This is a genomic window from Algoriphagus sediminis (assembly GCF_030403435.1).
Classification (GTDB): Bacteria; Bacteroidota; Bacteroidia; order Cytophagales; family Cyclobacteriaceae; genus Algoriphagus; species Algoriphagus sediminis.
Window position 1 is genome coordinate 351,261 of sequence record NZ_JAUEPH010000005.1, and the last position, 22,144, is coordinate 373,404.

A 22,144-nucleotide genomic window follows, 5' to 3' on the forward strand; every position below is an offset into this window, starting at 1 on the left:
GGTAGGTATCGCAAGCTTATTTGTATTGAATGAAAAATCGCTTTCAGGACTTAACTTCCATTGACTTCTACCAAAATAGAAAGCAGGTAAAATGGCTGGTTTTTTTGGTTTCCATGGTGATTGGTGCAGGGTCGATCTGGTATACCAGTCGGTTGGTAGAGGAGCTTCGAAACCGGGAACGGCGTCAAATAGAACTTCTTTCCTCGGCTCTTGAATATGCCGCCACGACGGCCGAAGGTTTGACCTTTATAAACCAGGAAATCATCCAGCAAAACTACTCCATCCCTATTATTATGGTGGATGCGAATGAAAACCCAATTGAATTTCGAAATATCAATTTTAAGAAAAATGCAACCCAGCAGGATTCGCTAAAAACTTTGCAAGCTGAGCTTGCCGAAATGAGAGAGGAATATGATCCTATTTATCTTCAGGAGGCCGATATTCAAATTTATTTCCGAAACTCTGAGCTCCTCCTAAACCTTAAATATTACCCTTACATTCAGTTGGCGGTTATATTGATTTTTGGGATTTTGGCATACACCCTGTTTAACCAAAGTAGAATTGCAGAGCAAAACAGAGTTTGGGCGGGACTTACCAAGGAAACTGCACATCAGCTTGGGACCCCGATAGCCTCTCTTATGGCTTGGATCGATTACCTGAGAAACTCCCCGGTTTGGGAGGAAAATAAGGAGATAATTCAGGAGATGGATAAGGATGTGGTCAAACTCCGAATGGTCACAGAACGCTTCAGCTCTATTGGCAGTAAGCCTGACATTAAATCTGAAAATCTTTATGATAGCATAGAAGAGACCATCAATTATCTACGGCCTCGAATATCTACAAAGGTCGAACTGGAAATCAATGCGGATGCTAGAGATCTTGAGGCGATGATGAATAAACCACTCTTCGAGTGGGTGATTGAAAACATATGCAAAAATGCCGTGGACGCCATGAAAGGGGTGGGGCGGATCAATATCAATATTCTTCAGGATAGCGATAAGTTCGTTCTGATCGATATCCAGGATACGGGTAAAGGAATGGAGAAGGCCATGTTTAAAAAAGTGTTTAATCCCGGATTCTCCACCAGACAGAGAGGTTGGGGTTTAGGGCTGACCCTCGCCAAAAGAATCATCGAAGGATATCATGGAGGGAAAATTTTTGTCAAATCTTCAGAACTCGGAAAAGGAACCACCTTTAGGATTGTTCTTCACAGCAGTTTGGAAGGCGCAGAGCAGTTCATTACTGACGGCCTCTTAGAATATTAACCTTACACTTTTCGATTTAGAATTGCATGAGCTCCTTCGCTCATTTTTGATTACCTTTGCACCTCAATTCTGACACCCATGAATCTTACTCAGGAAATCAACAAAAGAAGAACTTTTGCCATCATCGCTCACCCGGATGCCGGTAAGACTACCCTGACTGAAAAGCTGCTTCTTTTTGGCGGAGCCATCCAGACTGCAGGTGCCGTCAAGTCGAATAAAATCGATACGGCTACCAAGTCCGACTGGATGGAAATAGAAAAGCAGAGAGGGATCTCGGTGGCTACCTCGGTGATGGGTTTCGAGTATCAGAATATGAAAATTAACCTTTTGGATACCCCGGGTCACCAGGATTTTGCCGAGGATACCTACCGTACGCTTACTGCTGTAGATTCCGTAATTATGGTTATCGACTGTGTGAAAGGTGTGGAGATTCAGACCGAAAAGCTAATGGAGGTCTGTCGGATGAGGAATACCCCGGTAATCTGCTTTATCAATAAGCTTGATAGAGAAGGAAGGGATCCTTACGATCTGCTGGATGAAGTGGAGGAAAAGTTGAATATCAGTGTTCGGCCTCTGACCTGGCCGATCGGTATGGGCAAAAGTTTTAAGGGGGTGTATAATCTTTATGATCAGCAGTTAAATCTATTCACTCCATCTCAAAGGCAGCTTTCGGATGACCGTCAGACCTTTAAAAACCTTGATGATTCTAAATTGGATGATTTAATAGGTGGTAATAATGCTGATCAACTTCGGGAAGATGTGGAACTGATTGAGGGCGTGTATCCGGAATTTGATGTGAATGAATATCTCGAGGGTAAAGTTGCTCCTGTGTTCTTCGGGTCAGCTGTAAATAATTTCGGGGTGAATGAGATGCTGGATACTTTTATTCGCATAGCTCCAAAGCCTAAAAGCAGAAATACCGAAGAGAGAGAAGTTTTACCTGAGGAGAAAAATTTCTCGGGCTTTGTATTTAAAATCCATGCAAACATGGACCCAAACCACCGAAACCGTATCGCATTCATGCGGATTTGTTCGGGAACTTTTGAAAGAAATAAGCCCTACAATCATGTGCTGGGTTCAAAGCCTTTGCGTTTTTCAAATGTCACTCAGTTCATGGCGCAGGATAAGGAAATCATTGATCAGGCCTATCCAGGCGACATTGTGGGATTATACGATACCGGTAATCTTAAAATCGGAGATTCGCTTACTGATGGTGAAGACCTTAAGTTCGTGGGAATTCCGAGTTTTTCTCCTGAGATCTTTCGAGAGGTCATCAATAAGGATGCGATGAAAACCAAGCAACTTGAAAAAGGTCTGAAACAACTTATGGAAGAGGGAGTGGCACAGCTTTTCACCTTTGACATAGGCTCGAGAAAGGTGGTAGGAACCGTTGGTCAACTTCAGTTTGAGGTAATCCAGTTTCGACTCAAAAACGAATACAATGCTACAGTCGATTTTCGCCCGATGAATCTCTACAAGGCATGCTGGATCAGTAGTAAGGACAAAGCTCAACTGGAAGAGTTTGCCCGATCAAAAAGTCGCCATATTGCAAAAGATAGGGATGGCAAGCTAGTCTTTATGGCTGAATCCAAAGCATGGCTCCAGATGGTCCAGGACAATTACCCTGAGATCGATTTTCACTTTACTTCAGAGGGTTAGTAGATATTAATCCAAAAAAAGATCGGAAAACTCAAACCTCTTTCCATCAAAAAGCCCCTTATCACTTAGCTTCAGGTCTGGGATAACCAGTAAAGCCATAAAGCTTAGAGTCATAAAAGGAGAGTTGAGTTTTGATCCCATTTCCTTGGCCATTTTGTCAATTTTGGTGTAGGCTTCTGCCACTTCATAGCCATCGGAGGCAGACATAATCCCGCCGACTGGTAAAGGAAGAATTTCTTCTTTATTCCCGTCCACAGCTGAAACACCACCTTTTGCTTTGATGATCAGATTAACCGCTCTGCAAATCGATTCATTTTCTATCCCTACCGCAATAATGTTATGAGAGTCGTGTCCTACCGAGGAAGCAATCGCTCCAGATTTAAGCCCAAAGTTTTTGATAAAAGCCACGGCCGGTGGAGCATCTTGATACCGATTGACCACTGTGATTTTGAGAATATCACTTTCCGGATTTGATTCGGCATAGCCGTTTTTTATCAAAATTTCCCCCTGGGCTTCCGGGGTGATTAGCTGCCCATCGACCGCTTCTATGACCCGAACTTTGCTGCTGGCAGCTTTAAGCAAGAAGCCTTCGGCCATCTTGGGAAGGCAATTGAAATTATTGATGATTTCATTTTTTACGCTTCTAATCAGCGTCTTTCCGTTTTCGGTTACCTTTTCTCCATTTACATAAGTAGTAAGTACCTCAAATTTTACCAGATCCTTGACTAGAATGAAATCTGCTGGATCTCCCTCCCTAAGCTGACCTACTGCTAAGGAGTAATGTTGTATCGGAGTGAGGCAGGCTGCTTTAAGCACATCGAATAAGTCTTTTCCTTTTGCGATAGCACGAGCTGCCAATTCATTGATATGACCCACGGCAAGGTTGTCCGGGTGCTTATCGTCCGAGCAAAACATAATCATCTCGGGATAGTCATCGATAAGGTCAATTAGCGCCTCAAAGTTTTTGGCAGCGGAGCCTTCCCTAATGGCGATTTTCATTCCCAATTTTACTTTTCCCAAAGCCTCCTCATAGGTAAAGCACTCATGGTCTGTACTTGGACCGGCTTTCACATATGTCTCCGCCAATTCGCCTTTAAGGCCTGGAGCATGTCCGTCTATGGGCTTACCATATTTTTTCGCAATTCGGATTTTCTCCATCACCACAGAATCTTGATTGACTGTGCCCGGCCAATTCATCATTTCCGCCAGATAATGAATTTCATTACGCCTCATCAGTTTTTCGATTCCAGTAGAATCGATTTCTCCACCAGCTGTTTCAAAAGGAGTGGCAGGAACGCAAGAAGGAGCGCCGAAATAGAATTTAAAGGGAACCTGGTTGCCATTGCTAATCATATATTCCACCCCCTCGACCCCGCAGACATTTGCAATTTCATGTGGATCCGAAATAGTTGCTACAGTGCCATGGACTACCGCTAGTCTAGCAAATTCAGAAGGTACAAGCATGGAAGACTCCACGTGCACGTGAGCATCAATAAATCCAGGCATCAAAAAAGGTAAGTCTTTATTTTCAGGTATTCTGGTGAGGGATTTGATCTTTTTGTGCTGTACTTCTACTTCAGCGGTAAAAATTTCCCGTGAGTGTAAATCGACTAATTGGCCCTGTATTTTCATAGATGGATTAAAGAGGTTTGGGAGTTTGAGGCCATTTTAGAAAAGCCTTATCTGAAATAGCAATTGGATTAAAACTACTATATTTGCCCTGAAATTAAAACGTAGAAACAGAGACTTTTTCATGGGTAAAATCGTGATCGCAATAGATGGGCAGAGTGGGTGTGGAAAGAGCTCTACGGCTAAAGCTGTTGCAAAAAGCCTCGGTTATACCTACCTCGATTCCGGGGCCATGTATCGGGCTGTCACCTATTATTACTTACAAAATCCATTTGATTTAGGAGACGCAGAATCGGTTTCAAGGGCATTAGAAAATGTGGATATAGAGTTCAGATTGAATCCTGAGGATGGCAGTCAATTGACTTTTCTGAATGGAGAGAATGTGGAGGCTCAGATTCGACAGATGGAAGTATCAAAATCTGTAAGTAAAGTAGCTGCGGTTAAATTAATCCGGGAAGCCATGGTGGCTCAGCAGAGAAAGTTAGGAGCCGCAAAAGGCGTGGTAATGGATGGAAGGGATATTGGTTCAGTGGTATTTCCCGATGCAGCCTTAAAGGTATACATGACTGCGGACCTAGAGACCCGCGCAAAGCGGAGACTTCGGGAACTCTCTGCCGATGGGGGCGTTTATTCCTTAAAAGAGATCCAGAAGAACCTTGCCGAGAGAGATAAATTAGATTCTTCCAGAGAGGAGAGTCCTTTAGTGAAGATGGAAGACGCGGTGGAGTTGGATACGAGTGAGTTGAAGTTTGAAGATCAGGTCAATTTTGTAATTGATCTGGCGAGGGAAAGAATTGAAAAAGAAGAAACTTATGCAAGTAAGAATTGACGATAATTCTGGCTATTGCTTTGGCGTAGAGTTCGCCATAAAAATGGCTGAGGATGAAATGGAAAATGGTGATAGACTTTATTGCCTGGGAGACATCGTCCATAACGCGATGGAGGTGAAAAGGCTGGCAGAAAAAGGTCTGATCATTATTGACCGAGAAGAGCTCGGCGAGTTGAAGGACTGCAAGGTCCTGATCCGTGCCCACGGTGAACCACCTGAGACGTATAAAATGGCCATAGAAAACAATATTGAGCTGATAGATGCGAGCTGTCCTGTAGTTTTAAAATTGCAGCATAGAGTTAAATCGGCCTTCGATAAGATGGAGAGAGAAAATGGGCAGATCGTGATTTATGGCAAAAAAGGTCATGCGGAGGTAATAGGATTAACTGGTCAGACTTTGGAAAAGGCTATAGTGGTCATGGAAGACGAAGATTTGGACAAAATTGACTACTCTCGGCCAGTGACCCTTTTCAGCCAAACCACGAAAAGTACGAAAGGCTTCTATGCTATTTCTCAAAAAATCGAAGATAGGATCAAAGCCGAAAAAGGAGAATTAACCCAATTGGATTTTAATTCAAACGACTCTATCTGTCGGCAGGTATCAAATCGGGAACCACAGTTATTTAAGTTTTCACAGGAAAATGATGTGATACTTTTTGTTTCCGGTAAGAAGAGTTCGAATGGAAAAGCGCTTTATCAGGTTTGTCTAAGTCAAAATCCAAGAAGTTATTTCATTGAAAATGAGGATGAAATAAGGCCTGAATGGTTACAGTCTGAGGATAAGGTTGGAATTTGCGGAGCCACTTCTACGCCTCGCTGGTTAATGGATCAGGTTAAGGAAAAAGTGGAAAGTTTGGCGGAAGATTTACTTCCCGCCTGATTCTGAACTTATAAACTTTAGACCGCTCCAATAAAAGATCAAACATATTACAGGATATAGGACTTTAATAAAAGGTTATTTATTAAGTTTGTGGCGTTTTTCAACGACTTAGAGAACTCTAAATATATATGTCAAAAGTAGTCAAACTGAAGAAGGGTTTCGACATCAATCTTGCTGGAAAAGCGAAGCAGGAGCTGGCAGAGTTTAGCACTCCCGAAACATACGCAATCAAGCCCACCGATTTTATCGGTATCCAAAGGCCAAAAGTCACAGTCGATGTAGGTGATCAGGTGAAAGCCGGTACGCCTATTTTGTTTGATAAGGCCATGGATCAAGTCAAATATGCTTCTCCGGTTTCTGGTGAAGTTATTGACGTGAAAAGGGGAGCCAGAAGAAAACTTCTTGAAATCGTCATCAAGTCTGATGGTAAGAATGAACAGGAGAAATTTGATTCTGTTGATCTTGATTCCATCAGCCGGGAGGATTTAGTGTCAGCCATGGCAGAAAGCGGTGTTTGGCCAAATATCATCCAAAGACCATTCGGAATAGTCGCTAATCCGGAGGATACTCCTAAAGCTATTTTCATTTCAGCATTTGATACTCATCCATTGGCTCCGGATTTTGGTTTTGCCTTGCAAGGTCAGGCTGAAGCTTTACAGGCTGGAATTGATGCTCTGGCAAAGCTTACCTCGGGGAAAGTTCACCTAAATGTGGATGGAAGCAAAAATACCCCGGACGTTTTTGCGGGGTTAAAAAATGTGGAGATCAACAAATTCTCCGGTCCACACCCAGCTGGTAATGTTGGAATTCAAATCCATCATCTTGATCCTATCAATAAGGGCGAAATAGCATGGACTGTAAGTCCAGCCGGAGTAGCTCAGATAGGTCGTTTCATCATCGGTGGAGTTTACGATGCCTCTAAGGTTATCGCCATAACCGGATCAGAGTTAACTAAAACAGCTTATGTGAAAACCATCGCAGGAGCTTGTGTGACACCATACGTGAAAGGAAATCTTAATTCCGGGCACGTTAGGGTGATCTCAGGAAACGTTCTGACAGGGGAGAAAATCGATATGTCAGGTTTCCTTGGATTTTATCATAATCAAATTACCGTTATACCTGAAGGTGATTACTATGAGTTTTTAGGATGGGCAAAGCCTACAACTAATAAACTTAGTTACCACAGAGCGCTTGGTTTGCTTTCATTCCTTAATCCGAAGAAAGAGTATGTGCTTGATACCAATGGTCGTGGAGAGGAAAGAGCATTTGTACAAACAGGTGTTTTTGAATCAGTTACCCCAATGGATATTCTTCCCGTTTATCTTTTGAAAGCCATCATGGCAGAAGATTTTGATGAAATGGAAGAGCTAGGAATTTATGAGGTCGTTGAGGAAGATTTGGCACTTTGTGAGTTTGTAGATGTTTCTAAGCACCCAGTTCAGAAGCTAGTGAGAGAAGGTTTAGATTTAATTCAATACAGTTAACCCATATGAAATTTCTAAGAGATTTAATGGACAAGCAAAAGCCCCTTTTCGAAAAGGGTGGAAAGCTTGAACAATTCTATTACGCATTTGAGGCGGGAGAGACATTCCTTTTCAGCCCAAATCATACCACTGGTGTCAAAGGTGCACAGGTGAAGGATGCAATAGATCTGAAGAGAATGATGATCACCGTAGTGGTGGCCATGATTCCTTGTTTGCTATTCGGGATTTATAACACCGGGCATCAGCATTTGCTGGCTGTTGGAGAGACAGCAGCCCTTTGGGATAACTTCGGAGATAAACTTTGGATAGGTCTTCAATTGGTTCTACCCATAGTAATCGTGGCTTATGCAGCAGGTGGTCTTGTTGAAGCGGCTTTTGCAGTTATCAGAAAGCACCCGATTAATGAAGGTTTCCTTGTAACGGGAATGCTGATTCCTTTGATTGTACCTGCTACTACACCACTTTGGCAAGTTGCTTTAGCGACTATTTTCGCCGTGGTAATCGCTAAGGAGGTATTTGGGGGAACTGGAATGAACATCCTAAACGTGGCGATGACAGCGAGAGCGTTTTTGTATTTCGCCTATCCAGCTCAGATTTCAGGTGATCAGGTTTGGACTTACCTTGGAGAAAAGACCGCAGTGGATGGTTTCTCTGGAGCAACAGCTTTGGCGGTAGCCTATAACGCAGGTGTTGATAATGTACCTGTTGAGCAAGCATTAGCCGGTCACAATACTGTACTTGGATCCGATATGTTCAGCTTTATGAACATGTTCATTGGTTGGATTCCAGGATCAATTGGAGAAACATCAACTTTGATGGCCTTGTTAGGTGCAGCCATTCTGATTGGAACAGGCGTAGCAAGTTGGAAGATTATCGTTTCTGGCTTTGCAGGAGCTTATTTGATGGGTTTGGTGATGAACTTATTCGCCGTTAATGAATTTATGGCAATGCCACCTCAATACCACTGGGTAATGGGAGGAATTGCTTTTGGGATAGTGTTTATGGCCACGGATCCTGTTTCTGCTTCTCAGACGGAGGTTGGAAAATGGATTTATGGTTTGTTAATTGGGATGCTTACTGTCATCATTCGGGTGACTAATCCTGCATACCCAGAAGGAATTATGTTAGCGGTTCTATTTATGAATGTATTTGCTCCGCTAATCGATTACTACGTAGTAAAAGCTAATAAAACAAGGAGGTTACAACGTGCAACAGTCTAACGCTTACATCATTACGTTTTCGGTCATTTTGACCGTAGTTCTAGGACTCTTACTTTCTGGTACTTCACAAGTTTTGGGCCCTCTCCAAAAAGAGGCTGAAGCTTTGGATAAGAAAAAGCAGATCTTGGGAGCAGTGATTTCAGGAGATGAGATTGCAGCGATGAGTCCAGAAGAAATCAATTCTTTTTACACCTCAAGAATCGCATCAGTGGTAGTTGATATCAATGGTGAAGAGGTGAGTGAAAAGGATGGAGCGGCAGTATCTGCAGAGACCGTAGACATAGAGAAGAACTATAAACTTCCAGCTGAGGATAGACTTTATCCAGTCTTCATCTTCCATGCTGAAGGGAATGATTCTGACATTGAATCCTATATTTTCCCGGTTTTCGGGGCTGGTCTTTGGGATGCTATTTCAGGATACTTGGCTTTAGATACTGATATGAATACGATTGGGGGTATCACACTTTCCCATGTGGGTGAAACTCCTGGTCTTGGAGCTCGAATTACCGAGCCTGGTGTTCAGGCTAGATATCAAGGAAAGGAAATCTTCAATGATTCCGGAGAGCTTGTTTCTGTTGCCATGCAAAAAGGTGAAGGAAAAGATTATTCTGATAATCCTCACATGGTGGATGGAATGTCTGGAGCCACTATTACGGCAAATGGAGTAAATGCCATGTTGGAAAACTATCTTGGTGCTTACAAGCCATTTATTGAGTCAAAGAAATCTTCTAATGCGGTAGCGGCCGCGTATTAATTTTAATCGACACGAAAATATGAGTGCTGAAACTGCTGAAAAAGTATTAGATAAAAAGCCGGCGGAAGCCTTGCTTTCCAAGAGGCGGAAAAAGTTAATATCTGACCCCTTAGTGGATGATAATCCGATTACCATACAGGTATTGGGTATTTGTTCTGCTCTTGCGGTGACCACTCAGATGAAGCCAACCCTTGTGATGGCGATTTCTGTGGTTTTCGTAATTGTGATGGCAAATCTTACCATCTCTTTACTTAGAAATACCATTCCTACTCGAGTGAGAATTATCGTTCAGCTTGCAGTAGTTGCCACCTTGGTAACTTTGGTAAATGAGGTGTTAAAGGCATTTGCTTACGACATGTACAAAGAGCTTTCGGTTTTTGTGGGTCTGATTATTACAAACTGTATAGTAATGGGTAGACTTGAAGCATTCGCCTTGGGAAATAAGCCTTATGATTCTATTCTGGATGGATTTGGATCTGCTTTGGGTTATTCTTGGATAATTTTGGCGGTGGCTTTCTTCAGAGAATTACTTGGATCAGGCGCTGTCTTTGGTATCCCGATATACGATTATGTTTCAGGTCTTTTTGGAGAAGATTTCCAATTGGCTACAAACGGATTGATGGTTTCACCAGTAGGGGCCTTCATCATTCTAGGTTTGATTATTTGGGTTCAGAGAACCAAAACCGGATACGTAGAACACTAAAATCTCAATAGAAATGGATTTATTCAATTTAGGAATTCGGTCAATTTTTGTTGACAATATGGTATTTGCATACTTCCTAGGGATGTGTTCCTTCCTGGCGGTATCGAAAAAAGTAAGTACGGCCCTTGGATTAGGTGCAGCAGTAATTTTCGTACTGACTGTGACTGTTCCTGTGAACTGGCTGCTTAATGAATATGTGTTGAAAGAGGGTGCTCTTACCTGGGTGACAGCAAGTCTGGCTGAGGTGGATCTATCTTTCCTTCGATTCATCATGTTTATTGCTATCATTGCGGCTATGGTTCAGTTGGTGGAGATGGTAGTAGAAAAGTTCGCTCCAGCTCTTTATGGAGCTCTGGGTATTTTCCTTCCTTTGATCGCGGTAAACTGTGCCATCCTTGGTGGTTCACTTTTTATGGCACAAAGAGATTACACGCTTGCTGAATCTGCAGTTTATGGTTTTGGTTCCGGAACAGGTTTCTTCCTTGCTATTATTGCTTTGGCAGCCATTCGTGAGAAATTAAAATATTCAAATGTACCTAATGGTCTAAAAGGTTTGGGGATAACCATGCTTTTGACCGGCCTAATGGGTATCGCATTTATGTCATTTATGGGCATCGACCTGTAAGGAATTCGACAGAAATATTTAAGCTCCGAAAGAAATTTCGGAGCTTTTTTTTGTTCGGTACTTTAAATAAGATTGATCTGATTAAATTTCTGAAAATCATTTTCAATTCTTACCATGAAAAAACTCTTCTACTTATTCGCTTTTGTTTTGATCTCTAGTTCCGTATCAGCCCAAACGGGAGAATGGATCGAGCTATTCAATGGAAATAACCTCGATGGCTGGAAACTGTCAGAAAACCCTGATTCTTTTCAAGTAGAAGATGGGGTGATCAAAGTGGCAGGTCCCAGGGCTCATGCATTTTATGTAGGAGAAGTAGGAGGAGCTGACTTCACAGATTTTGAGCTTATGGTGGAGGTTAAGACCATGCCCAGAGCAAATTCTGGTCTTTTTATTCACACTGAATATCAGGAAGACGGGTGGCCAAATAAGGGTTATGAAATTCAAGTAAATCAAAGCCATAGTGACTGGAGAAAGACTGGTTCGGTGTATTCCTTTCAGGATGTAAGAGAAACCTACGTGGAAGATGGGGAGTGGTATACGGAGCATGTGATCGTCAAGGGAGATGAAATCACAGTCAAGATCAATGGACAAACCATTAATGAATATGACGAATCTGAAGTTCGAAGTGGTGATTTAGGAAGCAAAAAACTCAGCTCAGGTACCATTGCTCTTCAGGCTCATGATCCTCAATCTGTGATTTATTATCGAAGCGTAAAAGTTAAGATTTTGGATTAATCTTGGTTATGGTATCTCACATAAGCAATCCATTCACCATCTGGCGACCATGAGTGCACGTTGATGGTGCCTTGACCTCCATAGAACACAGGCGTGAGATCTTTGATTTCTTTGGTTTCTACATCGAGTAGTCGAAGCTTGACGTCTTTTCCGAAGGGATGAGCCCCCTTTTGATCCTCGAGGTAAGAGATAATGACAGCACTTTTATTATCAGGAGAAGGATGCGGGAACCAATTGTCTAGCTTATCATCCGTCAGCTGTTCGGTACCGCTTCCATCTGGCTTCATTCGGTAAGCCTGCATGCGTCCTGTGCGGTGGGAGTTGAAGTAAATCCATTTTCCATCATAGGAATACTCGGGGCCATCGTCCAGTCCATCTGCATCGGTCAACCTGATCTCTTCACCGCCAATAGTAGGTATTGCGTAAATATCCCATGCATCATCACGCATGGCACAATACACCAGGGTTTCGCCATCTGGACTGATGCCATGCCAGTAGCTTGGGTACTTTGTGGTTACCAAAGTAGGCTCTCCACCAGCCATTGGGATGGTATAAATTCGTGAACTTAAGCCTTCATCGTTTCTGCTGTAAACAAGTGTTTTCCCGTCAAAGCTTATTCCGTGGTCATTATTTGCACGGTCGACCTGCCCAGTAAACAAACCACCCAATTTTTTGCCATCGAGCCCAACCTTTTCTAATAATCCACCTGAATTAATCAATAGAAATTCCCCATCTCGAGACCAATTCGGTGCCTCAAAATGGCGCTTCTCCCTTAACACAGTCTTTTCCTCACCCGTCTTCACATTTAGAATGACCAGTTCACTTGTGATATTTTCCTGAACCTGTGCCATTGACTGAGTGGAAATAAGTAGGAAGAAGATAAAAGGGTAAAGAAAGTGGTTTTTCATGGGCCTGTTCATTCATTTAATATACGAACTGTTTTTTCTTCACTTTCAGTGAATTGCCCGATTTTCCAAATTGCCTGCTTGCTCTCTTGGATGGTTCTTTCGAAAGATTCTAATCCTTCCGGATCTACAGCAATTAAAAGTCCTCCGGAGGTCTGAGGGTCACATAATTTTACCAAATCCATTCCATTCACTCCTTCCGTTTTTGAACTGTATGCATTCCAGTTGCGGTAGGTATTATCAGGGAAAATAAACTGATCTACATAGCCTTTAAATCCTTCCAAAACGGGAAGACTTGGAAGGTGGATTTCCGCAGAATTTCCTGCAGCCTCACACATTTCTATTAAATGTCCCAAAATTCCAAAACCAGTTACATCCGTCATGGCATGAACTTCCTGTTTATTTCCGAGTCTTTCTCCGATGCTATTCAACCGACATGTTGTTTCAAGTAAAACCAAATAATCTGACTTTGAGATCTTTTCTCTTTTCAGAGCTGTGGCAAATACACCAATGCCAATGGGTTTTGTGATAAAAATTAAATCCCCTGGTTTTGCACCTTTATTGGTTTTAATTTTTTCAGGGTGGACTACGCCATTTACAGATAAGCCGAAAACAGGGTCTTTGGCCGCAATACTGTGTCCGCCAGCAAGTTCAATACCCGCAGTTTTACAAATGGACTTGGCGCCTTCCAAAACCTTTGCTGCTAAAGCAGGAGAAAGCTTATCGGTGGGCCAGCTTAAAATGGCATTGGCAAATAAGGGTTTGCCACCCATCGCATAGACATCAGAAATGGCATTCGCAGCTGAAATTCTCCCAAAATCAAATGGATCATCGACGATAGGAGTAAAAAAATCAACAGTATTTATCATCGCAATTTCTTCTGAAACCTGATAAACTGCTGCATCGTCTTTTCCCGAATTCCCAACCAATAGTTTCGGGTCATTTTGAGTGAAAGAACCGCTCGAGCTCAGGATTTCTTCCAATACCGCTGGCGCGATTTTACATCCACAACCAGAGCTGGTACTCCATTGTGTGAGCTTATCCTGCGAAGGTTCGTTCGAACTTTTCTCTAACATATATCAATTCTTTAACAGATTCATCTTCGGATTTTGAGGATAAATCAAGTTTAAAAGTGTAATGGGTCTTATGGTTCTGGAGATCGAAGTCGTAGGCCTTGTCGTAATAATCTAAGGTCATTTCGATCCACTTCTCCTTTTCATTGGCCTTTATTAACTCAATTATCTGCTTGGTCCGAAGACCTCCAAGTTTTTTTTGAAGCCTGAATACTGCCTTGATGAGTTCATCTTTATCTAGACTTCCATAATCCTTTTTGATCAAGCCAATCCTTTCTTTTCTGGTTTTCTCAATTGAAACCAAAGGAGATTTAAGCATTTGATGATAAAAACCGTCTGGAAGAATCACTTTACCGATTCTGCGGCTTTCATTCTCTACCCAAATGTGTTTGTTTTTATCCAGAGGCATTAAGCATTCGCCTAAAAGATTTTCAAATTGCTCAACCGAGGGCTGTGAAGGCTGATCAATTCCTCCAAAAGAAGATCCTCTGTGATTTGCTAAATCTTCCAGGTCAATTACTTGCTCTCCCTCTTCGGAAAGGGATTTGAGTAATTGTGTTTTGCCAGTACCTGTTTTTCCTGCTAGGATCAATAGTCTATATTTTTCCCGTACCTCGGTAAAGGTTCTAGCCCGGTAGACCTTGTACCCACCTTCAAGGCGATACACTTCAAAGCTAACCATTTGGAGTAACCAGGAAAGTATTTGGCTCCTCATTCCTCCTCGCCAGCAATAGATCAGGATTTTTTTTTCAGGGTAATTTTCCAGAGCACTCTTTTGGATTTCATGAAATCTAGGACCTACGAGCTCAAATCCTTTAAGGGTTGCCTGCTCATTTCCCTTTTGCTTATAAAGCGTTCCAACTATTTTCCTTTCTTGATTATTTAGAATTGGAATATTGATAGAATTTGGAATGTGACTTTGCTCAAATTCTTTCTCGCTTCGAGCATCGACAATGGGAAGCTTTGCCCGAAGGGCTAAAAATTCATCTAGGTCAATAAGTTGCTCTGGCATAATTACAAGATAAAAAAAAAGCCACGAGAGAATTCTCGTGGCCTAGTCAAATGTTTGGTCAATTAAAGTTGAGCGTCCAATTTCTGAGCTAAAACAGACTTTGGAACAGCACCTACTTGCTTGTCAACGATTTCTCCGCCTTTAAAGAACAATAGGGTAGGGATAGATCGAATCCCAAATGCTTGGGCAACCGCAGGGTTAGAATCTACATCCACTTTTCCAATAACCGCCTTACCATCATAATCTCCGGCCAACTCTTCCACTACAGGTCCGATCATCTTACAGGGTCCACACCATTCTGCCCAAAAATCGACTAGAATAGGCTGATCTGATTTGATGATTTCTTCAAAGTTTGCATCGGTGATTTCAATTGCTTTTGCCATAATATGTTTGGTTAAATTTTGTCAGTTTTTTGCAAATATAGGATTGAAAGGTTTATCTCCTTTAATTAGTTCCGACCAGGTAATTTTTTTTATTCATTCCTGCTGAAAACGAGTTACTTCAGATGATTTTGTAATTTATTTCAGGTATTTCATCCAGAACTTTGATGAAACTGGAGGTTGGATCGATATTCACCGTTTTCGAGAAAAGTTGAAGTGAAATATTCTCTTTCTTATCGATAACCTCAAAATAAAGCTTTGCCTTTCCTGGGTTCTGTGAGGTTAAACTGTGCAGGTCTTCCATGAGATCATAGGTAAGGTGATCCAGATCTATAGATAAGCGGACTCCTTTGACCATCATTTCTTTCACCTCGTTCAACAAATTAATTTTGTTGATTTTGAATTCATATTCGTTCTCCTTCCACCGATTTTGCTGAACCTTTCCTTGAATGAATAGAAACCAGCCTGTCATAAAATACTCTTTGAATTTGATGTAGTCTTCACCGAAAAGATAGAAAGTGTGTGAACCTGCATAATCCTCCATGGTGAGTGTGCCAAAAGGGTTCCCTTTTTTAGTCGTCCTATGGGCAAAAGAAGCCACGGAGCCTGCAAGCCTCAATTCACCCCTTGACTTCAAAAGTTCAGCATCACTAAGGTCCGGCATTTTAGCATTCGTGAAATTTTCAATTTCGAGCTTGTATTGATCCAGAGGATGCCCAGAAATGTAAAGTCCCACAACTTCCTTTTCGATGTTCAATTGCTGCAGCTGTGAAAACGGCTCCATTTCAGGAATTGAAGGCAGGGGAATTTCCATGCCACCTGACCCCCCGCCAAAGAGGCTAACCTGAGCCGAATCTTCCTCCTGCTGGACCTTCTGGGCATACTTCACTGCTTTTTCAATTAGAGTTGCTTCTCCCTCCACAGATTCGAGATACTGTCTTCTATGAAACTCAGGGAAGCAATCGAAAGCACCAGCCATGGCTAGAGCTTCCATGGTTTTTTTGTTTAAGGCTTTAGAGTTTACCCGCTTCGCAAAGTCAAAGATATTTTTGAAAGGGCCATTGGCTTCCCTTTCCTCAATGATGGATTGAACAGCCGCGGAGCCAGCACCTTTTATGGCTGCCATTCCAAATCGAATCTCTCCTGCCTGATTCACCGTGAATCCACTTTTGGATTCATTGACATCAGGACCCAAAACAGGAATGTTACCTCGTTTGCATTCCTCCATAAAGAAGGTGACCTGAGTAATGTCATTCATGTTATTAGACAGGACAGAAGCAAGGTATTCTGCTGGATAGTGTGCCTTGAGGTAGGCCGTTTGATAAGCCACCCAAGCATAGCAGGTGGAGTGGGATTTATTGAAGGCATAGGAGGCAAAAGCTTCCCAGTCCACCCAGATTTTTTCTAGTTTTTTGGGATCATGACCTTTCGCACTTGCCTGCTCAATGAATTTTGGCTTCATCTTATCCAGGACATCCTTTTGCTTTTTACCCATGGCTTTTCGAAGAACATCCGCTTCACCTTTGGTGAAATCTGCCAGTTTCTGGGAAAGTAGCATCACCTGCTCCTGATACACCGTAATCCCGTAGGTTTCCTCCAGGTACTCCTTCATGTCATCGAGATCATAAGTGATCTCCTTTTTCCCGTGTTTTCTATCGATGAACTCAGGGATGTAAGCAAGAGGACCCGGCCTATACAGGGCATTCATGGCTATCAAATCAGCAAATGCCGTAGGTTTAAGCTCCCGCATGTACTTTTGCATCCCGGCAGATTCATATTGGAATATGCCAACAGTCTCCCCTCGCTGGAAAAGTTCGTAGGTCTTTTGATCATCGATAGGAAATGCATCGGGATCCAGTTCTATGCCATGACGCTCTTTCACGATTTTGCAAGCGTCTTTGATCAGAGTTAATGTTTTAAGCCCCAGGAAGTCCATTTTGAGCAATCCAGCAGATTCTACAACTGAGTTGTCAAACTGAGTGCAGACCATCTCCGAGTCTTTCGCTAAGGCCACAGGGACGAAATTCGTTATGTCATCAGGTGTGATGATCACTCCACAGGCATGAATTCCCGTATTCCTGACAGAACCCTCCAGTACGGTGGCTTGGTTGACCGTTTTGGCGGACTCATCCTGTCCTTTGGAGATCTTTAATAATTCTTCTGCTTTTTGGATCAGTTCACCTTGATTTTTTAGCTTTTCAGCCAAAGCTTTTTTGTCGCTGGCCAGATCAAATAGCTTTTTGAGTTTGATGTCAGGAACCAAATTCGCTAATCTACCTGCTTCAGCTAAAGGCAAATTCAATACTCTAGCCGTATCCCGAATGGCTGATTTTGCGGCCATGGTACCGTAAGTGATGATCTGAGCAACCTGATTTGAACCATATTTCTTGATCACATAATCAATAACCTTTCCGCGCCCTTCATCATCAAAGTCGATATCAATATCAGGTAGGGAGACCCGGTCTGGATTTAGGAATCTTTCAAAAAGTAGGTCGTATTCGATGGGGTCTACATTCGTGATGCCAATACAATATGCCACTGCAGAACCAGCTGCGGAACCTCTTCCTGGCCCCACAGAAACTCCCATGTCTCTGGCCGCTCGGGTGAAATCCTGAACGATCAAAAAGTAGCCCGGATAACCTGTATTTTCAATAGTGGCTAATTCGAAATCCAGTCGTTCCTGAATTTCAGGGGTGATTTCTCCGTAGCGTTCTTTGGCACCCTCATAAGTTAAATGCCTTAAGTAAGCGTTTTCTCCCCTTTTGCCTCCATCCTGAGCATCTTCTTCATGGATGAACTCATCAGGAATCCCAAACTTTGGAAGGAGAACTTCTCTGGAGAGTTTATAAGGCTCGATCTTATCCACGATTTCCTGAGTGCATTCTATGGCTTCAGGCAGATCTGCGAAAAGTTTCTTCATCTCTTCAGGAGATTTTAGATAGAATTCGTCATTTGGGAGTCCATATCTAAATTCACGGCCTCTTTTGCCTATGTATTTTTTTGGCTTTTCTACCAATTCTCCATCCTTCACACAGATCAGAATGTCGTGCGCTTTTGCATCAGCCTTGTCATTGTAATAAGAATTATTTGCTGCGAAATATTTCACTTCATGCTTCTTGGCAAACTCCAGAAGAACTTCATTTACTTTTTCTTCTTCAGGAATTCCATGCCGGCAAAGCTCCACATAAAAGTCTTCTCCAAACTGCTCTTTCCACCAAAGAAAGGCTTCCTCAGCCTGAGTTTCTCCCACATTCAAAATCAAAAATGGGACTTCGCCCCAAAGTCCTCCAGTTGTTGCTATTATGTCTTCCTTGTATTGAGCGAGTATTTCCTTATCAATTCTAGGGACATAATAAAAGCCTTCGATATTGGCGTATGAGGCTAGTTTGGCAAGATTATGATAGCCTTTCTTATTTTTTGCCAGGAGCACAGTTTGGTAGCCGTCATCCTTGTTTGACTTGTTTTTTCGATCGCGACAAAGATTAAATTCACAACCAACAATTGGTTTGATATCCTGATCCATGGCTGCTTTTACAAAATGAAAAGCTCCCATCATGTTACCATGATCAGTCATGGCGATGGCTGGCATTCCCTGTTCTTTTACCTTAGAAATCAAAGCCGGAATTTCGGAAGTCGCCTGCAGCACTGAATACTGGGTATGGACATGCAGATGGCTAAAGTGCACATCACTCAATTCCGAAATGTCTGCCTTACCTGCCTGCTTTAGAATGTCCTCTGCTTCCTTTTTGATGTCAGAAGCTTGTGCAAAATTTGCTTCTTCTAGCTCAGGGGCTTCGTAGATTACCTCAGATACTTTTATTCCTGCTTCCGGTTTTTGAACTCCCTGCGCGATTAGTCCGAAGAAGCATTTTGCCGTGGCATCCACATCGTATGCCGCATCGTGTGCATCCTCAAATCCCTTTCCGAAAAGCTTTTGATGGAGCTCGGTCAGTGTGGGCCACTTATATTTCCCACCTCTACCACCAGGAATAGCACAGAAATCTGTAGAAATATCCTTGGTATCCAGCTGAGTGGCGGTGAGTGGCATAGTGGCCTCAGCTCGATGGTACTCACAGCCGACCACATTCACGTCAAACTCCACATTATGCCCAACCAGATATTTGCTCTTTTTTACATCACCTTCAAAAATTCCTAAGACTTGCTTTAGGTCATGGCCTTCAGCCAAAGCTCTTTTGGTAGAAATCCCATGGACCTTTTCAGCATTATATGGAATAGTGAATCCCTCAGGGCGAATTATGTAATTATGATTCGAGATTAAATTCCCTTTTTCGTCATGAAGCTGCCAGGCCAACTGCACCAGTCTTGGCCAGTTGTCCAGATCAGTCATAGGGGCATTATAATCGCGTGGAAGACCCGTGGTCTCCGTATCAAAAATTAAATACATACAGCTTAAGGAATTGAATCTTCAAATTAGGATTAATGACTCAATCCTACCAGTGTTCACGGTGCAAATTGTCGCGAAAAGAGTGAAATTTTCTGAAGTTAAAAGAGTATTGAAAAATGCCTTTATCGTTTATCTTCCCAAGGGACATAAACCACCTTTTTGGTCTCAAAAAAATCTTCCTTGAAATAGTCTTCCAAATGGTAAGTGACATACGATTTTCCGATTTCTTCCATCTCCTCATCCACTTCGCCACCCTTTAGATAAAGAATTCCATTTTGGAACTCATTGAAGTCCTCTCTTTTAATTTTACCTTTTACCCAAGGGTAAAAATTAGCCATTCGGGTCACGGCACGGCTGACCACAAAATCATACTTTCGGACCAAGCTTTCTGCGCGCGTTTGCTGAGCTTCTACATTGCTGAGCTTTAGGGATTTGGCCACATCTTTCACCACGGTGATTTTCTTACCAATAGAATCTACCAGATGAAAATGGGTGTCAGGGAAAAGAATGGCTAGGGGAACACCAGGAAAACCTCCGCCAGTTCCGATGTCAAGAATCTTAGTCCCGGGTTGGAAGCTAGTGACCTTAGCGATTCCTAAAGAATGGAGGACATGTCGAACATAGAATTGATCAAAATCCTTTCGGCTGATCACATTTATTTTCGAATTCCAATCACCATATAGCTCACCTAACCTTTCAAACTGGCTGTATTGATGATCTGTGATCTTGGGAAAGTAGTGTTTGATAATCTCAGCAGGCATCGCTTAGATGTGTTTTTTCTTACCCTCTGCGATTTCGAAAAGAAGTTCTCTGGAACGGTGAAGTTGTGCTTTTACCGTCCCCAGGGGCTTCTCTAATTCCTTGGCGATTTCTTCATAAGAAAGCTCATCAAAGTATCTAAGTTTTACCAATTTTCGATATTTGGCTGGAAGCTTATCCACGAAGATTCTTACCATTTCGATCCGCTGAGTTTTGATGAACTCATCCTGAGGATTACGATCATCGTCCTCTACGTCAATAGTCACCGGGTTTCCACCATCATCAGTCATGGTCGTATTTAGACTCATGGTTTTGAGTTTTTTCTTACGAATAAAATCGATGGTGTTGTTTGTGGCAATTCTGAAAAGCCAAGTGGAAAAGGTATAGTCTTTTTTGAAGCGATGAAGGTTTTTAAAAGCTTTGGCGAAAGCCTCCATAGTCAAATCTTCTGCATCATCTGCATCGCGAATCATCTTGAGTATCATGAAGTACACCGCTTTTTTGTAGCGCTTCATAAGCAGGGCATAGGCTTGCTGATCCTGCTCATCTACAGCTTGATCAATCAAAGCGAAATCCTGTAAGGCTTTCTTAGAAAATTCGCGTTTGTTCAATTCCATTTAACAGTTTTTGCCTGATGGGAAATAGCTCCTAAAATCCAAAAGTAACCCAAATACAGAAAATCATGTAACCAGGTAAGTTTGAATGAACCATAACCCTGAACCTTCTTAGCGGCTTGCTTAAAGAGAAGGGAAAGGAGAAGGGTTCTAATAAGAATAATACCGTAAACAACGAAAAATTGTTCCCAATTCTGATTTATCCCTGAATAAATCAACAATCCTATGCCTCCAATCCAGAATAAAGCATGGGAAAGGGTATACATTCCAATTTTTCTTTTGTCCTTAAACTTGTAATATTTTCCTATGTGTAGGTGTCGTTTTTTTTGAACCAAGTAGGATTTTGTATTGGTTTTTGGTTGAGATAGGGTAATGGAATTCGGATGAATTACCACTTCTGCATTTCTTGAATTCGCATACTTATTCACGAATAGATCATCATCTCCTCCCTCTAAATGCCAAATGTCTTTGAATGCCTTGACCTTCATAAAGTGGTCTTTGCGGTAGCAGAGATTTCTACCTACGCCCATAAAGGGAGCTTTCCATAACCCAAAGGACAGATAGTACAAGGCTGTCAAGAGGGTTTCGAATTGGATCCAACTATTTAGAAAGCCAGACTTCTGTTCATACCCTGAATAGCCAATGGAGTAGATTTTACCTCTTTCGCGAACAGGTTCTGTCATCAGGCGTATCCAATCCTTGCTAACTGGCACACAGTCCGCATCCGTGAGTAAGATTATATCATTTGATGAAACCTTGATCCCAAGGGTAAGTGCATACTTTTTTGAGGTGACGTGATCAGGTGTATAATCCACCGTGACCGTTCTGAGCCTTGGATAAATATTCAGCATATCCTGAAGAAGTTCATGCGTTCCGTCAGTGGAACGATCATCGATAATCAGAACTTCAAAGTCTTTATAATCTTGTTTGAAAAGCTCTGGTATCAGAGTTTGCAGCCTTTCTTTTTCATTTCGAGCTGCAATAGCTACCGTAACACTTTCAAGCTTCTCGGGTGAGGTCTCTTTTCTATTTCGGTGTGAGAAAGTAAGGAGCCGGCCAAAAATAAAAATCAGATATATCATCTGAATGCTTAATCCCAATCCAAATAATACGAGAAGTAAAAATAGCTCCATAGTCCGCTTAGCTGCGCAAATATAAAATCAATTCGAGCACCTGTTTAAGAATAAGCATTTATTTTTGTGTCAGCTATTAT

19 protein-coding genes are annotated in these 22,144 nt (G+C 42.2%); 10 read left to right on the forward strand and 9 right to left on the reverse strand.

Annotation, left to right across the window (positions count from 1 at the left end):
• The first annotated feature begins 29 nt into the window (after positions 1-29).
• Both QVH07_RS13250 and QVH07_RS13255 read left to right on the forward strand, forming a co-directional pair.
• Positions 30-1,265 carry a sensor histidine kinase gene (locus QVH07_RS13250; RefSeq protein ID WP_290001075.1) on the forward strand — a complete coding sequence of 412 codons (1,236 nt, stop codon included), beginning with the start codon at positions 30-32 and terminating at the stop codon, positions 1,263-1,265.
• A 78-nt stretch (positions 1,266-1,343) separates the two neighbouring features.
• Entirely contained in the window at positions 1,344-2,924 is a 1,581-nt protein-coding gene (locus QVH07_RS13255; RefSeq protein WP_290001077.1) for a peptide chain release factor 3, read from the forward strand.
• 6 nt (positions 2,925-2,930) lie between these two features.
• Here the strand turns inward: QVH07_RS13255 and ade are convergent, their stop codons facing one another.
• Positions 2,931-4,556 (reverse strand): adenine deaminase, encoded by a 1,626-nt coding sequence (ade, locus tag QVH07_RS13260; RefSeq protein ID WP_290001080.1) that lies wholly within the window; start codon positions 4,554-4,556, stop codon positions 2,931-2,933.
• Between the two features lie 121 nt (positions 4,557-4,677).
• On the opposite strand from ade, the gene cmk reads away from it, so the two are divergent.
• The 8 genes from cmk to QVH07_RS13300 all read left to right on the forward strand — a co-directional run bounded on the left by cmk (position 4,678) and on the right by QVH07_RS13300 (position 11,783).
• Positions 4,678-5,382 (forward strand): (d)CMP kinase, encoded by a 705-nt coding sequence (cmk, locus tag QVH07_RS13265; RefSeq protein WP_290001082.1) that lies wholly within the window; start codon positions 4,678-4,680, stop codon positions 5,380-5,382.
• A complete protein-coding gene (locus QVH07_RS13270) occupies positions 5,366-6,262 on the forward strand; it encodes a 4-hydroxy-3-methylbut-2-enyl diphosphate reductase (RefSeq protein ID WP_290001085.1) in 897 nt (298 codons plus the stop codon). The genes cmk and QVH07_RS13270 overlap by 17 nt, the downstream gene beginning before the upstream one ends.
• A 128-nt stretch (positions 6,263-6,390) precedes the next feature.
• On the forward strand, positions 6,391-7,746 hold the full coding sequence (locus QVH07_RS13275) for a Na(+)-translocating NADH-quinone reductase subunit A (RefSeq protein WP_290001086.1): 1,356 nt from the start codon (positions 6,391-6,393) through the stop codon (positions 7,744-7,746).
• Positions 7,747-7,751: 5 nt separating this feature from the next.
• A complete protein-coding gene (locus QVH07_RS13280; protein ID WP_290001088.1) occupies positions 7,752-8,966 on the forward strand; it encodes an NADH:ubiquinone reductase (Na(+)-transporting) subunit B in 1,215 nt (404 codons plus the stop codon).
• Entirely contained in the window at positions 8,953-9,720 is a 768-nt protein-coding gene (gene nqrC, locus QVH07_RS13285; RefSeq protein WP_290001090.1) for an NADH:ubiquinone reductase (Na(+)-transporting) subunit C, read from the forward strand. The genes QVH07_RS13280 and nqrC overlap by 14 nt, the downstream gene beginning before the upstream one ends.
• A gap of 19 nt (positions 9,721-9,739) precedes the next feature.
• The gene (locus tag QVH07_RS13290) at positions 9,740-10,423 is read left to right on the forward strand and encodes an NADH:ubiquinone reductase (Na(+)-transporting) subunit D (protein WP_290001092.1); all 684 of its coding nucleotides are present in this window, start codon (positions 9,740-9,742) and stop codon (positions 10,421-10,423) included.
• A 13-nt stretch (positions 10,424-10,436) separates the two neighbouring features.
• A complete protein-coding gene (gene nqrE, locus QVH07_RS13295; RefSeq protein ID WP_290001096.1) occupies positions 10,437-11,048 on the forward strand; it encodes an NADH:ubiquinone reductase (Na(+)-transporting) subunit E in 612 nt (203 codons plus the stop codon).
• 114 nt (positions 11,049-11,162) lie between these two features.
• Entirely contained in the window at positions 11,163-11,783 is a 621-nt protein-coding gene (locus tag QVH07_RS13300; RefSeq protein ID WP_290001099.1) for a 3-keto-disaccharide hydrolase, read from the forward strand.
• Here the strand turns inward: QVH07_RS13300 and QVH07_RS13305 are convergent.
• The 8 genes from QVH07_RS13305 to QVH07_RS13340 form a co-directional block, all read right to left on the reverse strand.
• Positions 11,780-12,691 (reverse strand): TolB family protein, encoded by a 912-nt coding sequence (locus QVH07_RS13305; protein ID WP_290001101.1) that lies wholly within the window; start codon positions 12,689-12,691, stop codon positions 11,780-11,782. The genes QVH07_RS13300 and QVH07_RS13305 overlap by 4 nt on opposite strands.
• 8 nt (positions 12,692-12,699) lie before the next feature.
• Positions 12,700-13,764, reverse strand: a complete 1,065-nt coding sequence (gene selD / locus QVH07_RS13310) for a selenide, water dikinase SelD (RefSeq protein WP_290001102.1) — start codon at positions 13,762-13,764, stop codon at positions 12,700-12,702.
• On the reverse strand, positions 13,727-14,773 hold the full coding sequence (gene mnmH, locus QVH07_RS13315; RefSeq protein ID WP_290001104.1) for a tRNA 2-selenouridine(34) synthase MnmH: 1,047 nt from the start codon (positions 14,771-14,773) through the stop codon (positions 13,727-13,729). The genes selD and mnmH overlap by 38 nt, the downstream gene beginning before the upstream one ends.
• A 62-nt stretch (positions 14,774-14,835) precedes the next feature.
• Entirely contained in the window at positions 14,836-15,156 is a 321-nt protein-coding gene (trxA, locus tag QVH07_RS13320; RefSeq protein WP_290001107.1) for a thioredoxin, read from the reverse strand.
• A gap of 118 nt (positions 15,157-15,274) precedes the next feature.
• A complete protein-coding gene (gene dnaE, locus QVH07_RS13325) occupies positions 15,275-19,558 on the reverse strand; it encodes a DNA polymerase III subunit alpha (protein ID WP_290001109.1) in 4,284 nt (1,427 codons plus the stop codon).
• Positions 19,559-19,680: 122 nt separating this feature from the next.
• On the reverse strand, positions 19,681-20,319 hold the full coding sequence (rsmG, locus tag QVH07_RS13330) for a 16S rRNA (guanine(527)-N(7))-methyltransferase RsmG (protein ID WP_290001111.1): 639 nt from the start codon (positions 20,317-20,319) through the stop codon (positions 19,681-19,683).
• Positions 20,320-20,322: 3 nt separating this feature from the next.
• Positions 20,323-20,934 carry an RNA polymerase sigma factor gene (locus tag QVH07_RS13335; protein ID WP_290001112.1) on the reverse strand — a complete coding sequence of 204 codons (612 nt, stop codon included), beginning with the start codon at positions 20,932-20,934 and terminating at the stop codon, positions 20,323-20,325.
• Positions 20,925-22,064 (reverse strand): glycosyltransferase, encoded by a 1,140-nt coding sequence (locus tag QVH07_RS13340; RefSeq protein WP_290001114.1) that lies wholly within the window; start codon positions 22,062-22,064, stop codon positions 20,925-20,927. Before QVH07_RS13340 ends, QVH07_RS13335 begins: the two co-directional genes overlap by 10 nt.
• Between the last annotated feature and the right edge of the window lie 80 nt (positions 22,065-22,144).

Bases quoted from the DNA above. Each gene is read 5' to 3' on its own strand.
- QVH07_RS13250 (WP_290001075.1), top strand. From the start codon at position 30: ATGAAAAATCGCTTTCAGGACTTAACTTCCATTGACTTCTACCAAAAT.
- QVH07_RS13255 (WP_290001077.1), top strand. From the start codon at position 1,344: ATGAATCTTACTCAGGAAATCAACAAAAGAAGAACTTTTGCCATCATC.
- ade (WP_290001080.1), bottom strand. From the start codon at position 4,556: ATGAAAATACAGGGCCAATTAGTCGATTTACACTCACGGGAAATTTTT.
- cmk (WP_290001082.1), top strand. From the start codon at position 4,678: ATGGGTAAAATCGTGATCGCAATAGATGGGCAGAGTGGGTGTGGAAAG.
- QVH07_RS13270 (WP_290001085.1), top strand. From the start codon at position 5,366: ATGCAAGTAAGAATTGACGATAATTCTGGCTATTGCTTTGGCGTAGAG.
- QVH07_RS13275 (WP_290001086.1), top strand. From the start codon at position 6,391: ATGTCAAAAGTAGTCAAACTGAAGAAGGGTTTCGACATCAATCTTGCT.
- QVH07_RS13280 (WP_290001088.1), top strand. From the start codon at position 7,752: ATGAAATTTCTAAGAGATTTAATGGACAAGCAAAAGCCCCTTTTCGAA.
- QVH07_RS13290 (WP_290001092.1), top strand. From the start codon at position 9,740: ATGAGTGCTGAAACTGCTGAAAAAGTATTAGATAAAAAGCCGGCGGAA.
- nqrE (WP_290001096.1), top strand. From the start codon at position 10,437: ATGGATTTATTCAATTTAGGAATTCGGTCAATTTTTGTTGACAATATG.
- QVH07_RS13300 (WP_290001099.1), top strand. From the start codon at position 11,163: ATGAAAAAACTCTTCTACTTATTCGCTTTTGTTTTGATCTCTAGTTCC.
- QVH07_RS13305 (WP_290001101.1), bottom strand. From the start codon at position 12,691: ATGAAAAACCACTTTCTTTACCCTTTTATCTTCTTCCTACTTATTTCC.
- selD (WP_290001102.1), bottom strand. From the start codon at position 13,764: ATGTTAGAGAAAAGTTCGAACGAACCTTCGCAGGATAAGCTCACACAA.
- mnmH (WP_290001104.1), bottom strand. From the start codon at position 14,773: ATGCCAGAGCAACTTATTGACCTAGATGAATTTTTAGCCCTTCGGGCA.
- trxA (WP_290001107.1), bottom strand. From the start codon at position 15,156: ATGGCAAAAGCAATTGAAATCACCGATGCAAACTTTGAAGAAATCATC.
- dnaE (WP_290001109.1), bottom strand. From the start codon at position 19,558: ATGTATTTAATTTTTGATACGGAGACCACGGGTCTTCCACGCGATTAT.
- rsmG (WP_290001111.1), bottom strand. From the start codon at position 20,319: ATGCCTGCTGAGATTATCAAACACTACTTTCCCAAGATCACAGATCAT.
- QVH07_RS13335 (WP_290001112.1), bottom strand. From the start codon at position 20,934: ATGGAATTGAACAAACGCGAATTTTCTAAGAAAGCCTTACAGGATTTC.
- QVH07_RS13340 (WP_290001114.1), bottom strand. From the start codon at position 22,064: ATGGAGCTATTTTTACTTCTCGTATTATTTGGATTGGGATTAAGCATT.